The sequence below is a fragment of the Halomonas sp. genome (genome assembly GCF_029263665.1).
Taxonomy (GTDB): Bacteria; Pseudomonadota; Gammaproteobacteria; order Pseudomonadales; family Halomonadaceae; genus Halomonas.
The window spans coordinates 223,576-237,011 of the sequence record NZ_JAJUFQ010000002.1; the positions used below are offsets into that span (position 1 = coordinate 223,576).

Genomic DNA, 13,436 nt, shown 5'->3' on the forward strand with positions numbered 1-13,436 from the left:
GACTCAGCTAGCCAATACGCCCATCGGCAATGGCACCGCCAGCAGCCGGGCAAACACCAGATAGATGACAAGACTGAAGCTTCCCGCCAGCACCACTGCCGGTAGCCAACGCAGCCTTGCCAGCCAGCGCAGGTTGAAGACCAGGAACAACGGCAACACAACGAAGGTACCGAGCGGCTCCATCAACCCCAGCAAGGCCAGCAGGCTCAGGCACCATAAGGTGAGACGAGGGCCATCCAGCGGCGCAGGCCGCTCGTCCGGCGCTTCCTGGCGGCGGGTAAGTGCCAGCCAGAGGCATGCCACGATCCCCAGCGATGCACTGATGATGGGGAAAAGCCCGGCATCGCCACGCATTCCCCAACCGATGGTGATCACTGCCAGGCAGAGAACGCCTCCCGCCAGGGCCACCGCACGGTCAATGCGTTGCAGCATCATCATTGCTCGATCCACGGGTTCTCGTCCCAGAGCGCCTTGAAGCGTTCCTGGCTAGCCTCCAGCGACTTGACATATTCCTCGCCATACAGCGGGTCGAGCGGCATGTTGAGCCTGGCAAGCTCGGCTTCGAACTCAGGGTTCTCGATGACCTTTCGCGTCGCTTCAAGCAGTTGGGCGTAGACCTCGTCCGGAACACCAGCAGGCAGCGCCAGGCCACGCGAAGCCGAAGACATCACGTCATAGCCCAGCTCCTCACCGGTCGGCACATCAGGAATCGCCTCCATCCGCTTGCTTGACCACACCGCCAGGCCTCGAACATCACCCTCACGGATATGAGCAGCGGCTTCCGACATGTTGCCTTCGAAGGCGTCGATATGACCGCCGAGCAACGCTGCTGTCGCCTCGGCATTGCCATTGAAGGACACGAAGTTGAGTTCGATACCGGCATCACCGGCAAAGTTGAGCGCGGCAAGGTGATCATCGCCACCAACACCTTCGTGGGAGACGGTAACCGAGCGCGGTTCGGCCTTCACCGCTTCGACCAGCTCATCGAGCGTCTGCCAAGGACTGTCTGCAGCCACTGCCAGCACGCCGGGGTCGGTAACCACATTGGCCAACGGCTGGAGGTCATCCATTGAATAGGCCACGGTTTCTGCACGAGTGAAGGGGTGAGTTTCCACCGAAGGCGAATTGATCAGGCCAATGGTGTAACCGTCGGCATCGGCATTGGCCAGATAGGTCCAGCCCAGCTCGCCGCCCGCCCCCGGCTTGTTGACCACCACAACGCGCTGCCCGAGTTCTTCTTCAGCATATTTGGCGAAGATGCGCGCCATGGTATCGGTGCTGCCACCCGCACCGTAGGCCACGATCATCTCGATAGGTTTGCTGGGGTAGTTGTCTGCAAGAGCCTGCTGGGAAACCCCCAGCACCATACCCAAAGCGACCAGGGCCGCTCTTGCGTGATAGCGATTTCCACGATAGTGGCTTTCGCGGCAGGCACTGCTGCGATGGGGAATGCCGCGAAAGGTCATCGAATGTCTCATCTTGACGCTCCTGATTGGTGTTATTGGAAGGAGTCTTGTGCTGATTCACTATAAAAGCCCTGGAAAGATGAAAATAAGCGAATTAATTTCACCTACATACATTCGATAAATTCATCAAAGGTGTTTCATGCTGACTCTGAAGCAACTGGAAAGCTTCGTGCAGATCGTCGAGCTGGGTACCTTCGAGCGAGCCGCGCAACGGCTCAACACCACCCCTTCGACCATTTCCAAGCGCATTGGAGAGCTTGAGGACACTACTGGAATGATCCTGTTCGACCGGTCACGGAGAGGAGCACAGTTGACCGAGGATGGCGAACGCCTGCTCGAGCATGCCCAGGCCACAGTCCAACAGGCTCAGCGCATCCTCGAACTCAAGCGTCAGCCGACACAATTACGCCGTATCAGGCTGGGGTTGACCGACCTCACCGCACTGACCTGGCTACCCGGCTTTCTCGGCTCCTTCACTCAGGAACGCCCCGACATACGCCTGGATATCACCATCGACATGAGCCGAACCCTGTATCAGCAATTTCAGGACGGAGAGCAGGATCTAGTCGTCATTCCCTCGGCACCCGATGCCTTTGCCCAGCCAGGTATCGTGTCGCGACTGGTGGGAGAGGTGGAAATGGCGTTCATGGCACGCCAAGGGCTGGTTACCGATGCACGCCCGGTCAGCTTGCGAACTCTGGAGCGCTACCCGCTGGTAGGGCAAGGCAAGCGCTCTGGCTATGCCCAGCATGTCAATCACTGGCTGCATCAGCAGGGTGCCGCTGGCCCCAGCCTGACCGCCGACAACCTGCTGGCATTGGTGGGCCTGATCAGTGCAGGCCAGGGTATCAGTGTGCTGCCTCACCGGTGTGTGGAACACCTGACGAGAGGCAACTCATTGGAAGTCATCGACACGGCGCCATCGTTCCCCTCTCTGGGCTACTACGCCGTATTTCGCGATGGTTCGCGTCTCAAGCTGATGGAAATGCTGGCCCAGTGCCTGACAGAAGCTGCCGACTTTACCCAGCCTTTCTTTGTGGCTCGCCAGGGAAATGCATGAGCGGGAGGTGACATGCGAGTGGCGTTCTGGCACTACTGGCCCTGAATCGCAGCTACAGCAGCACGTGCGGCGGCACTGACTGCCACGACCAATGGCACCTCGAAGCGTGGTTGCAGGCGGAGAGCCGAGGCGGAAAGAGGTCCTCCGCCCATGATCACGGCCTCGGCGCCATCCTCATCAATGGAGATCTGAACCGCCTCGGCCAGGGCTGCATCAAGTGCCTCTGGAGATTGCACCAGTTGTGTAGGGTCGCCCGGTGTTACCCGGGTACCGAGATAAAGGTCCGCATAACCGAGGTCGGCCGCTTTCTGGCGGAAGGATTCGATCAATCCCTGATCCGGGGTAACCGTCACGATGCCGAATGCACGCCCACCACGGGCAGCCTCATGAAAGACTTCTTCGCCAATGCCAAATACGGGGATATCGACAGCCTCTCTCAATGCTTCGAGTCCGGGGTCACTGAAGGCCGAGACGATGATGGCGGCCACTCTTTCATCCTTGGCAGCTTCAACGCCAATGGCAACGACACCTGATGCTGCCCTGGTCATGTCTTCCGGTGTCGTCAGCAAGGGGGGAGCCGAGCTATTGCTGCGTTCGATCACATTGGCCACACCGATGGTTTCATGACGGGCCAGGTTGGCCATCGAGTGAGTCGCCTCGGCGTTCGAATTGGGATTGATCAGGACAATCGAGGGCAAGCTATCGTCATTGCTCAGAGGCAGTGTTGGATCATCGGACGCCAGGGCGATACTGGACAGAAGACATACGCCAAACAGGCCACCACTGGTGAATACGTTGCGCATCATGGCACTACACATACTGGAGAAGAACTGTCTGGGCATCACGGGGATACTCCATTTATTGTCATTATGTTCGAGAAATGCGCCGGCATACGCTATGCAGTGCAGCAGCCAGAGCCTGGGTGGCCGGGCCCGCATCATCACGCCTGGCATAGACCAGGAACAGTTCCTCGTGCCGACGGCCACCTTCGTTCAAGCATAGCGGCTTGAGGGTCCCAGCTTCGAGCTCTTCCTGAATATGTTCGCTGGGTAGCCAGGCGAAGCCCAGACCATCCTTGACGAACTGAATGGAAGTCCTGAGGTGGGATACCGTCCAGCGCTGCTCGGCCACCAGCCAGCCGGCATCCTGACGACGCTTGATGCCAGTATCACGCACTACGAACTGGCGATGCTCACGTAGGTCATCTGGCGTCAGTTCCCGCCCCAGTTGGTGCAGAGGGTGGTCAGGATGGGCCACGGCGATGAATTCCACTTCCAACAGAGATTGCCCCAGATAGCCCGGCGGCAAACGATTGGTAATGATCAGGTCAGCCTCGCCATTGAACAGGGCCTCATGGGTACCGGAAAGCACCGATTCAATCAGTTGCACTCGGGTGGAGCGGCTTTCAGGAACAAAGGCGGCCAGGGCGCGACTGAGCAATACCGGAGGAAAAATGATCTCCACCGCCAAGCGCACTTCGGTTTCCCAGCCTTCTGCCAGATCGTGCGCCAGCCGCTCCAGAGCGAGCGCTTCGTCGATCAGTACTCGCGCACGACGCAGCAACACCTCTCCCGCAGGAGACAACTCGGCCTTGCGCCCACGCATGGTCAATATCTCGACAGGCAGTTGCTCCTGCATGCCCTTCAATGCATAGCTTACCGAAGACTGGCTCTTGTTCAGCGCCTCCGCCGCCTGGGCAAAACTACCTTCATCAACGACAGCCTGAAGCGCAGCCCACTGTTCGAGGCTGATCCGGGGAATCCTGTTGGTCATGGGGTTCATCCATCGGATTTTCCGTTCATCATGCGCTAAAACCTTCAACCATTCCTCTACTGGCCTTCGGTAAGCTTGCTTCAACACTGAAGAACATCCAACGAGGAGGTTCACCATGATGCTTCGTCGTGCCAACGAACGCGGTTATGCCGACCACGGCTGGCTGCGTTCTTTCCATACATTCTCCTTTGCCAACTACTACGATCCGCAGCATATGGGCTTCCGCAAGCTGCGCGTGATCAACGAGGATCGGGTCAAGGGAGGCCATGGCTTTGGCGCTCATCCGCACCAGAACATGGAGATCATCTCCTACGTGCTGGAAGGTGAAATGGCTCACAAGGACAGCATGGGCAACGGCGCCACCATGCAACCAGGCGATGTCCAGCGCATGTCGGCAGGTACCGGTGTGGTGCATAGCGAGTTCAACCACTCGGACGATCAGGGTCTGCATTTCCTGCAGATCTGGATCGAACCGAAGGCACTCGACATCGCTCCGGGTTATGAGCAGAAGACCTTTCCTGTCGCAGAGCGTCAGGGTAACTGGCGTTTGTTGGTGTCTGAGGATGGGCGTGATGGATCGGTCAGCATCAACCAGGACATCAATCTCTACGCAGGCATCTTCGATGCGGGCGAAAAGGCGGAAATACCGACGCTGCGTCATGCCTGGCTGCATATTGCCCGGGGTGAGGCAGAGGTCAACGGCCAACGGCTCAGTGCAGGGGATGCCGCTGCCTTCGAGCCCGGTGAGGCCATCGAGGTGACTGGCAAGGACAATGCCGAAGTCCTGCTGTTCGACCTGGCGTAGCTATTTCATGTGAGTAAAAGTCAATGTGAGTAAAAGCCAAACAGGGCCGGGGATACCCCGGCCCTGTTCTTTGCTGTGCTTTGTCTTTGCTGTGCTTTGGCAGGAGATATATCACTGACACATTTCATACAGATGTTTGCCTTTAGCGGACAATCATTTTGCCTGCACATTTGAAGCTGGTAGGGTGCTGCCACTCGCCGCGATGGACTGCGGCGCCCTTGTTCGACACAGCTCTTATTCGACATAGCCCTATTCGGCGCAGTATTGAGGCAAACACGATGACGACCGAAAACGTCTCACGATCCGCCCCGGAGAAGCAGTTCTTCGGCCACCCACGATCCCTTGCCACGCTGTTCGGCATGGAGATCTGGGAACGCTTCTCCTTCTACGGCATGCAGGCCATCCTGCTGATCTATCTCTACTACGAAGTCAGTCGTGGGGGCCTGGGCATCAGCCAGCCGGTCGCCATAGGCATCGTCGGTGCCTACGGCAGCGGTGTCTATCTGGCCTCGATCCTCGGCGGCTGGTTCGCTGACCGAATCTTTGGTGCAGAGCGCACCCTGTTCTATTCCGGCCTTGTGGTCATGCTGGGCCACATTGCGCTGGCGGTTCTGCCTGGCGTACATGGCGTTACCGCTGGCTTGATCTGCGTGGCGTTGGGCAGCGGTGGGGTCAAGGCCACCTGCTCCTCACTGGTGGGGGCATTGTACGAACCTGGCAGCGATCGCCGCGACGCCGGTTTCTCGATCTTCTATCTGGGTATCAACGTCGGGGGCTTTGTCGGCCCGCTGCTGACAGGACTGCTGCAACAGAACGCCGGGTTCCACTATGGCTTCGGCATCGCCGCCATCGGCATGGCGCTTGGTCTGACCCAGTATGCCTTCGGGCGCAAGCAGCTACCGGCGTCACAGAAGACTGCTCCCAACCCGCTGGAAGCCGGAAGGCTCAAGTATTATGGTCTGGCCGTTATCGCCCTGGTCGGCGCGCTGTTGGGGGCTGTTGCGCTGGGCTGGGTGCGCGCCGACAACCTGTCTGACGTACTGCTGGTGGTCATCGCCATCGCCGCCGTCGCCTATTTCGCCATCATCCTCAGCTCGCCCCGCATCAATGCCGAGGAGCGTCGTCGCGTACTGGCATTCATTCCGCTGTTTCTGACCAGCGGCGCCTACTGGGCCCTGTACAGCCAGTCCTATACCGTCATTACCGCCTTCTTCGACCAGCGTGTGGACCGCAGCGTGTTCGGCTGGGAAGTGCCTGTCGGCTGGCTGGTCTCTGCCCAGGCGTTGACCGTGATCGTCCTCTCCGGTGTCTTCGCCTGGCTGTGGACCACTCTCGGCAAGCGCCAGCCCAGCTCAGCCAGCAAGTTCGTCATCGCCATGTTCGTCATCGGCCTGACGTTCCTCGGCTACCTGCCCTACCTGGGCGCCGAAGGTGCCGCCATGCCGTTATTCATGCTGGTATTGCTGTTGCTGGGCTTCACTGCCTCCGAGCTGTGCCTGTCTCCCATCGGGCTGTCGGTGACCACTCGTCTGGCGCCAGCTGCCTTCCAGACCCAGATGATGGCGCTGTTCTTCATGTCTCTGGCGTTGGGTTTCGCCGCTGGTGGCTCACTGGGCGCCTTCTACACTGAAGCCAATGAAGTGAACTACTTCATCGCCATGGCTGGACTCGGTATCGTCACGGCGGTATTGCTGATGCTGTGCCTGCCGTTCATCAAGCGGGCCTCTCGCGGTACGGAATAAGGACACATCATGCGACTCCAGGATCACCACCTCCCCGGCCTGCATCTCGTCGATCATCGTATCGAGGTCCCTCTGGACTGGTCACGGCCGGAGAGTGGCAAGACCATCGAGGTATTCTTCCGCGAGGTCTGTCACATCAATCAGCGTGATGCGGATCTGCCGTTGCTGGTCTACCTCCAGGGCGGCCCTGGAGGCAAGTCACCCCGCCCTTCCGAGAATGGGCCCGGCTGGCTGCTGGAAGCGGTCAAGCACTTCCGGGTGATACTGCCTGATCAGCGCGGCACTGGTCGCAGTTCTCGGATCACGGCTGCCACCATGGCAGCCTTCGACAGCCCCGAGGCCGGGGCCGACTACCTGGCCTGCTTCGATACCCATGCCATCATCGCCGACCTCGAACACATTCGGAACGAGGTCTATGGTGGTGTGAGCTGGCACACGCTGGGGCAGAGCTATGGCGGCTTTCTCACGCTCAGCTATCTGTCCTGGGCACCGCAAGGCCTGGAGAAGTGTCTGGTCACCGGTGGTATTCCGAGCCTCACACCGGATGCCGATGAGGTCTATCGCCTCACCTACCAGCGAGTGCTGCGCAAGATGTCGGCATTTCGCGCCCGCTTCCCGGAGGACGGCCACAAGCTGGATGCTATTGCCGATTTCATCCAGCAGCATCAGCCACGTCTACCCAATGGCGACCTTCTAACCATCAGGCGCTTCCAGACACTGGGAATGCTGCTGGGCATGGGAGATGGTGCCGAACGCCTTCACTGGCTGTTGGAAGAAGCCTTCACCGATGACAGCCAGCAGGCGCTCAATCATCATTTCCTGGTGGAGGTGATGAACCACACAGGATTCGATGAGAATCCGCTCTATGCCGCCATCCACGAGCATATCTACGCGACTCCCGAGTCTTCCTGCGACTGGGCGGCACAACGCCAACGGGAGCAACACTCCGAGTTCGCGGAGTCGCACCGGCCACTGCAGTTGACCGGCGAGATGATCTATCCATGGATGTTCGACGAGATCCATGTCCTCAAACCGTTCCGGGATGCGGTGCATTGCCTCGCCCAGAGGCGTCTGTCCCGGCCCTTCTACGATCCCGAGCGGCTGGCAAATAACCAGGTCCCGGTCGCGGCCCTGATCTACTTCGATGACATGTACGTGGATGCAAGGCTGTCGGTGGCCAGTGCCGAAGCGATCGGCAACCTGCGCTACTGGATCACCAACGAGTACGAACATGACGGCCTGCGTCAGGATGCCGGCGTGTTCAAGAGACTTTGCGAACTCATCGCAAATGCATCATGAAAAGAGCTGGCGGATGACAACTGGTTTCATCTCAACTGCGAGATTTCAAATACGTCATCCGTCCGTTTTCTTCTTGTACGACACACCACCTGCGCCGTAATGCTGCTTGTCCATTTCACTGATGATGACATGCACACTTTCCTTAGATGAACCGAGAGCTCGCTGGCAGGCTTCCGTGAGCTCATGAATCAGGGCCTCCTTCTGCTCGTCACTGCGGCCTTTGAGAATATTGATGTTGATGATTGGCATGTTTTTACCCTTGATCATTCAATGTAAGACCAGTCGTCATGAAGCTTCTGGCATTGCGTCAGCCGATGTTACCTCACCCAGAGATACTTCCAGAGACACTTCTTAGAGGTACTTCTTAGAGATGCTTTTTATAGAGGCACCAAGGCTCGATACAGCACAGTTTGTGTTGGTGACGCATATATCTGAAGGCTCTTAAGCACATGTATGATGGCAAAGTACGTCTCGAGAAGGCCAGGACAGCGTCTATCAATCTCCAGCGTCTATCAATCGCCAAAATGTACATACATTTCCCCTCACCTTACTCTGCTATGTTCGCCACATTCAGAGTGTTTTGAAAGAAAGCACCTTGAGGAGATAAGAATAAAACCTAAATAATCAATCAATTAACAATAGGATGGTCATACTCCCGGTAAATCCGATAGTTTCTGCCTTGCACTAAAGGTGATGCAACCTCGCAAAATAATGTCTATACATAAAACTCAATAATCACAACGAACCATCACACAGTGGACGCAACAATGAAGAAAACCAGCGCCATGTCATCGGCAACCAGCGATGCGCCACGTCGCGAGCTTCCGCATCCCTTTGTCATTCTGTTCTTTCTTGCCATCTTGGCGACCCTGGCCACCTATCTGATTCCCAGTGGCGCCTATGAGCGCACGACCAACGAGCAGGGACGTAGCGTCATCGTCGATGGGACCTACCAGTTGATGGACAGCACACCCATTGGCCTGCTCGACTTCTTCAATGCCTTGTTCCAGGGCATGAGCGCTGGTTCCTCGATCATCTTCTACCTGATCATCATTGGCGGCACCTTCGGGGTCTTACGCCAGACCCGCGCCATTGAAGGCCTTGTTGCCTTGATTCTGCGCAAGCTTGCCGGTCGCGAGATTCTGATCATCCCGATCATGATGGTGTTCTTCGCCACTTGCTCCGCCACCTACGGCATGATCGAAGGCAGCATCATCTACATCTTCATCCTCTTGCCGCTGGTACGCCGGGCTGGCTACGACGCCATCGTTGCCGCCGCCATTCCCCTGATCGGCACTGCCATCGGCTATACCGGCTCTTTCCTCAACCCCTTCAACGTCGGGGTTGCCCAGACCATTGCCGGGCTGCCGCTGTTCTCTGGCATGCCCTTTCGAATTCTGTGCTGGGTGATACTGGTCAGTCTCAGCGCAGGTTATGTGATGCTCTATGCCCGCCGTGTGCAGGCCAACCCGCTACGTAGTCATGTTCATGACATCGTCCATGACACCGCGCCTGCGGATGGCGGCGACGCTCCTGTCACCGCTGAGCTCAATCGTCGGCATCTGTGGATTCTCGCTGCCTTCGCTATTTCCCTGGCTGTCGTGATCTATGGTTCCAGCACGCTCGGCTGGTACCTCAAGGAAATGGCAGGCATGTTCTTCCTGCTGGGCATCGTCACAGGCATCCTTGGCGGCATGAGGGCCAACGACATCGCCCGAGCCTTCTCCAATGGCTGCAAGGACATGATGGAAGGTGCTCTGGCAGTAGGCCTTGCCTACACCATCGTGGTGATCGTGCAGGAAAGCCAGACCATCGACACCATCATTCACTTCCTCTCGGATATCGTCAGCGGCGCATCTTCCACGTTGGCGTCACTCGGCATGTTCGCCGCCCAAAGCCTGATGAACTTTATTGTCACTTCCGGTAGTGGCCAGGCAGCGCTGACCATGCCGGTCATGGTTCCCTTGGCAGATCTCGCGGACGTCAACCGTCAGGTGGCAGTGCTGGCCTTCCAGTTCGGCGATGGCATCTCCAATGCCTTCACGCCTACTGCTGGCTGGTTGATGGCGGGGCTGGCCATTGCCGGTATTCCCTGGAGCCGGTGGATGCGTTTCATGTTGCCATTGATCGTTGTTCTCTATGGTACCTGTGCCGTACTGGTACTGATTGCCAACCAGTTCGTATGGCCTGCGGCCTGAACCACCCTCATTCATGATGGAGCTTTGCATGGTCGCGATGCCAACAGAAGAAAGCCTGGCGATGATAGAAAGGCTGATCGCCTTCGATACCACCAGCAGTCTCAGCAATCTTGAGCTGATTGACGATATAAAGACCATGCTGGAGGCAGAAGACATCCCTTGCACCCTGGTGCATAACGAGGCAGGCACCAAGGCCAATCTGATTGCCGAGATAGGCCCTCGGGATACCCCCGCCATCATCGTCTCGGGTCACACGGATGTGGTACCTGCTGATAGTGCGCAGTGGACTGTCACAGCTCCTTTCGAGGCCCGCCGTCTCGATGGCCGCCTGTACGGTCGAGGCAGTGCAGACATGAAGGGGTTCATCGGTATCGCTCTGAACAAGCTGATCCCCTTGCACCATCAACTGAAGACCTCCAGTGTGGTATTGGCCCTGTCCTTCGATGAGGAGCTCGGCTGTCTGGGAGCTCCGCTGATGATGCCGCACTTGAGAGACCTGGCTCCGCGCCTGCGCGGCGCCATCATCGGTGAACCCACTGAGATGCGTATCGGCAATGCCCATAAGGGACATATCGCAGCCCGTGCGACGATCATCGGGAAGGGCGGTCATTCGGGATATCCGGAGCGAGGCATCAATGCCATCGACCTGGCAGCGGAACTCATCACCCACTTGCGCCGCTTTGGCATTCAGAAGCGCCTGGACCAACGGGACTCACGCTTCGACCCTCCCTACTCCACCGTCCATACCGGCTTGATTCAGGGTGGCAGTGCGCTGAACAAGATTCCCGATCGCTGTACCTTCGATTTCGAAATGCGCACGTTGCCCGACCAGCGCCCTGATGAGTTGTTCGACCAGGTACGAGAGGCCTTTCCTGATGGGCTGGCTGAGGATATTCAGCCTCTGGCCCGACAGGCCAGCCTGGAGCTGGAATGCACAGGCCAATATCCCCAGCTCAATGAGACGTGCAGCAGCTATCTGCACTGGATCGCTGAGCTGACCCAAGGCGATGCCACGCCGATGCCTCTCGGTTTCGGCTGCGAAGCCGGACTTTTTGCTCAACAGGGCATTCCCGCCGTGGTTTGCGGGCCCGGAAGCATTCACCAGGCACACCTGCCTGATGAATACATCACGCTGGATCAGATCTCTGCCTGCGAGGCATTTTTCGAGCGCCTGATCACCCATTTGCACGCCGGTCTTCCTTCATTCAACTAGTGCTTCATGCGGAGAAATCGCCCATGTCTGCCACGCTTTCCTCGTCAACCACCTCTTTCGGGCCCGAGAGTGCGGGACAAAAAGTCACCCCGGAGATCAGTGCCGCCTTTCAGCGGGATGGCGCAGTCTGCATCCGTGGCCTGTTCGATGCTCGGCTTCTCTCCGAGCTTTCTGAAGGTATCGAGCACAATCTCAACAACCCCAGCCCCAGGGCCAAGGTCGCCAGCCAACCGGATGATCCTGGCTGGTTCTTCGAGGATTTCTGCAATTGGCAGGACAATCCGGCCTATCGCCGTTTCATTTTCGAGTCAGGATTGGGGGAAATTGGCGCAAGACTGATGAATAGCCGTCAGGTGCGTCTTTACCACGACCATCTGCTGGTCAAGGAGCCTGGCACCCGCCAGCGCACGCCATGGCACCAGGATCAGCCGTACTACAACGTGGAAGGGCAGCAGAACGTCAGCATGTGGATGCCCGTGGACCCGGTTTCCCGGAAAGCCACGCTGGAATTCGTGGCCGGATCACACAAGGGCCCCTGGCTGATGCCGCGTACCTTCATGGACAATGAAGCCAAATGGTTTCCGGAGGGCTCATTGGCCGACCTGCCGGATATCGAGGCCAATCGTGAGCGTTACGATATTCTTGGTTGGGAACTGGAGCCGGGTGATGCCGTATTCTTCAACATGCTGACCTTGCACGCTTCCGGAGGCGTGAGCGGTAACACCCGACGTCGCGCCTTTTCCGTACGCCTGCTCGGTGATGACATGACCCACGCACCACGCCAATGGACCACTTCCCCGCCCTTCCCCGGGCTCGACAAGGAATTGCCCGCGGGCGCCCCGATGGAGCACCCGCTGTTTCCTCTACTGTATGGCTGAGATGGATAGCGCAGGAAAAGCCAAGGCCTGCACGACCTAGGATGTGCAGGCTACCTGCTCACCGATGCTGCTACGAGCCCCATCAAGTGCAGCGTGCATTCTCTGCACCTGCCCACGGGTAAACATCACCATCGTATCGTCATCGACATAGTCCATGAAATTCATGAACATATCGCCATTCGGCCCGTTATCGCAGGAAATGCTGGGGAACGTCGGCTTGCCACTGTTGGGCCCCGCCTGATTCGGTGTGTCATCAACAAAGTCACTGCCTGAACAGCCGTCTCCATCGTCTCCCCAGATATGGCGCAAGTTCAGCCAATGGCCAACTTCATGGGTGGTCGTGCGACCAAGGTTGGAAGGGGCTCTGGCAGTCCCCGTGGTACCAAAGGCGGTATAGGTGATCACCACGCCGTCGGTGGCAGCTGGTCCACCCGGGAACTGAGCATATCCCAGTAGCCCGGCGCGCAACTGGCAGACCCAGATATTGAGATAGCGGTCCGCCGGCCAGGCATCCTGACCACCACTGGCACTGGATTTGACGCTATCGTCGACATCGAAGCTGTCATGCGATGTCTGGGTGCGGGTAATGCCCTCGGTGGGATTGCCATCAGGGTCGACCGTCGCCAGGGAAAACTGGAGCCTGGCATCACCTGCCAGTTCAGTGAAAGCTTCCGGGATCTGCTCACGATCAGGGTTCTGTTGGCGAAAATCCCGGTTCAACACGGCAATCTGGCTATCAACCTGTTCACGGGAGATGTTCTGCTCAGGCGTCTGGTAAACGACATGCACCACCACCGGGATCCTTGTGCACCCTTCACGTAATGGAGCACTTGTACGCCTGGCACGATAAGCCAGCTCCTCGAGCTGTGCCTGTCGCCGAACATAATCTGGATCACTATCGAGCAGGCGATGGTGTACCTGCATAGTGCCACAGCCACGGCAGACTGCCGCCGAAGATGTCTGCTGATTGTCAGCCATGATGATCCTCCTTTGATCTGCGTG

Annotated in this window: 13 protein-coding genes; 7 read left to right on the forward strand and 6 right to left on the reverse strand. The window is 58.0% G+C overall.

Features of this window, described 5'->3' with window-relative positions; all coding sequences use genetic code 11:
- Nucleotides 1–3: 3 nt before the first annotated feature.
- Complete coding sequence (locus Q1K07_RS02830; protein WP_300307481.1) at nt 4–438, reverse strand: tripartite tricarboxylate transporter TctB family protein; 435 nt, start codon at nt 436–438, stop codon at nt 4–6.
- Nucleotides 435–1,478, reverse strand: coding sequence for a tripartite tricarboxylate transporter substrate binding protein (locus Q1K07_RS02835; RefSeq protein ID WP_300307484.1), 1,044 nt, complete (start codon nt 1,476–1,478; stop codon nt 435–437). The genes Q1K07_RS02830 and Q1K07_RS02835 overlap by 4 nt, the downstream gene beginning before the upstream one ends.
- A gap of 127 nt (nt 1,479–1,605) precedes the next feature.
- Here Q1K07_RS02835 and Q1K07_RS02840 point away from each other — a divergent pair, with 127 nt between their 5' ends.
- The gene (locus Q1K07_RS02840; protein WP_300307487.1) at nt 1,606–2,526 is read left to right on the forward strand and encodes a LysR family transcriptional regulator; all 921 of its coding nucleotides are present in this window, start codon (nt 1,606–1,608) and stop codon (nt 2,524–2,526) included.
- 32 nt (nt 2,527–2,558) lie between these two features.
- Here Q1K07_RS02840 and Q1K07_RS02845 read toward each other — a convergent pair whose 3' ends face one another.
- Both Q1K07_RS02845 and Q1K07_RS02850 read right to left on the reverse strand, forming a co-directional pair.
- Nucleotides 2,559–3,332, reverse strand: a complete 774-nt coding sequence (locus Q1K07_RS02845) for an aspartate/glutamate racemase family protein (RefSeq protein WP_300307490.1) — start codon at nt 3,330–3,332, stop codon at nt 2,559–2,561.
- A 61-nt stretch (nt 3,333–3,393) separates the two neighbouring features.
- On the reverse strand, nt 3,394–4,299 hold the full coding sequence (locus tag Q1K07_RS02850) for a LysR family transcriptional regulator (protein ID WP_300307493.1): 906 nt from the start codon (nt 4,297–4,299) through the stop codon (nt 3,394–3,396).
- A gap of 115 nt (nt 4,300–4,414) precedes the next feature.
- Between Q1K07_RS02850 and Q1K07_RS02855 the strand changes: the two genes are divergently transcribed.
- The 3 genes from Q1K07_RS02855 to Q1K07_RS02865 all read left to right on the forward strand — a co-directional run bounded on the left by Q1K07_RS02855 (nt 4,415) and on the right by Q1K07_RS02865 (nt 8,145).
- Nucleotides 4,415–5,104, forward strand: coding sequence for a pirin family protein (locus tag Q1K07_RS02855; RefSeq protein WP_300307495.1), 690 nt, complete (start codon nt 4,415–4,417; stop codon nt 5,102–5,104).
- 278 nt (nt 5,105–5,382) lie between these two features.
- Nucleotides 5,383–6,846 (forward strand): oligopeptide:H+ symporter, encoded by a 1,464-nt coding sequence (locus tag Q1K07_RS02860; protein ID WP_300307498.1) that lies wholly within the window; start codon nt 5,383–5,385, stop codon nt 6,844–6,846.
- A 9-nt stretch (nt 6,847–6,855) separates the two neighbouring features.
- Nucleotides 6,856–8,145: an alpha/beta fold hydrolase gene (locus Q1K07_RS02865; RefSeq protein ID WP_300307501.1), complete on the forward strand. Its 1,290-nt coding sequence runs from the start codon at nt 6,856–6,858 to the stop codon at nt 8,143–8,145.
- Between the two features lie 54 nt (nt 8,146–8,199).
- Here the strand turns inward: Q1K07_RS02865 and Q1K07_RS02870 are convergent, their stop codons facing one another.
- Entirely contained in the window at nt 8,200–8,394 is a 195-nt protein-coding gene (locus Q1K07_RS02870) for a 2-hydroxymuconate tautomerase (RefSeq protein WP_300307503.1), read from the reverse strand.
- A 518-nt stretch (nt 8,395–8,912) separates the two neighbouring features.
- Here Q1K07_RS02870 and Q1K07_RS02875 point away from each other — a divergent pair.
- Genes Q1K07_RS02875 through Q1K07_RS02885 form a run of 3 tightly spaced genes read left to right on the forward strand, consistent with a single transcriptional unit; the run spans nt 8,913 to nt 12,434 of the window.
- Nucleotides 8,913–10,343, forward strand: coding sequence for an AbgT family transporter (locus Q1K07_RS02875; protein ID WP_300307506.1), 1,431 nt, complete (start codon nt 8,913–8,915; stop codon nt 10,341–10,343).
- Between the two features lie 28 nt (nt 10,344–10,371).
- Nucleotides 10,372–11,556 (forward strand): acetylornithine deacetylase, encoded by a 1,185-nt coding sequence (gene argE, locus Q1K07_RS02880; RefSeq protein WP_300307509.1) that lies wholly within the window; start codon nt 10,372–10,374, stop codon nt 11,554–11,556.
- 23 nt (nt 11,557–11,579) lie between these two features.
- Nucleotides 11,580–12,434, forward strand: coding sequence for a phytanoyl-CoA dioxygenase family protein (locus Q1K07_RS02885; RefSeq protein WP_300307512.1), 855 nt, complete (start codon nt 11,580–11,582; stop codon nt 12,432–12,434).
- Nucleotides 12,435–12,470: 36 nt separating this feature from the next.
- On the opposite strand, the gene Q1K07_RS02890 is transcribed toward Q1K07_RS02885, so the two are convergent.
- Nucleotides 12,471–13,412: a zinc metalloprotease gene (locus Q1K07_RS02890; RefSeq protein WP_300307515.1), complete on the reverse strand. Its 942-nt coding sequence runs from the start codon at nt 13,410–13,412 to the stop codon at nt 12,471–12,473.
- Between the last annotated feature and the right edge of the window lie 24 nt (nt 13,413–13,436).

Coding starts and splice junctions, on each gene's coding strand:
- Q1K07_RS02840 (WP_300307487.1), top strand. CDS start 1,606: ATGCTGACTCTGAAGCAACTGGAAAGCTTCGTGCAGATCGTCGAGCTG.
- Q1K07_RS02835 (WP_300307484.1), bottom strand. CDS start 1,478: ATGAGACATTCGATGACCTTTCGCGGCATTCCCCATCGCAGCAGTGCC.
- argE (WP_300307509.1), top strand. CDS start 10,372: ATGGTCGCGATGCCAACAGAAGAAAGCCTGGCGATGATAGAAAGGCTG.
- Q1K07_RS02830 (WP_300307481.1), bottom strand. CDS start 438: ATGATGATGCTGCAACGCATTGACCGTGCGGTGGCCCTGGCGGGAGGC.
- Q1K07_RS02850 (WP_300307493.1), bottom strand. CDS start 4,299: ATGACCAACAGGATTCCCCGGATCAGCCTCGAACAGTGGGCTGCGCTT.
- Q1K07_RS02870 (WP_300307503.1), bottom strand. CDS start 8,394: ATGCCAATCATCAACATCAATATTCTCAAAGGCCGCAGTGACGAGCAG.
- Q1K07_RS02845 (WP_300307490.1), bottom strand. CDS start 3,332: ATGATGCGCAACGTATTCACCAGTGGTGGCCTGTTTGGCGTATGTCTT.
- Q1K07_RS02855 (WP_300307495.1), top strand. CDS start 4,415: ATGATGCTTCGTCGTGCCAACGAACGCGGTTATGCCGACCACGGCTGG.
- Q1K07_RS02890 (WP_300307515.1), bottom strand. CDS start 13,412: ATGGCTGACAATCAGCAGACATCTTCGGCGGCAGTCTGCCGTGGCTGT.
- Q1K07_RS02875 (WP_300307506.1), top strand. CDS start 8,913: ATGAAGAAAACCAGCGCCATGTCATCGGCAACCAGCGATGCGCCACGT.
- Q1K07_RS02860 (WP_300307498.1), top strand. CDS start 5,383: ATGACGACCGAAAACGTCTCACGATCCGCCCCGGAGAAGCAGTTCTTC.
- Q1K07_RS02865 (WP_300307501.1), top strand. CDS start 6,856: ATGCGACTCCAGGATCACCACCTCCCCGGCCTGCATCTCGTCGATCAT.
- Q1K07_RS02885 (WP_300307512.1), top strand. CDS start 11,580: ATGTCTGCCACGCTTTCCTCGTCAACCACCTCTTTCGGGCCCGAGAGT.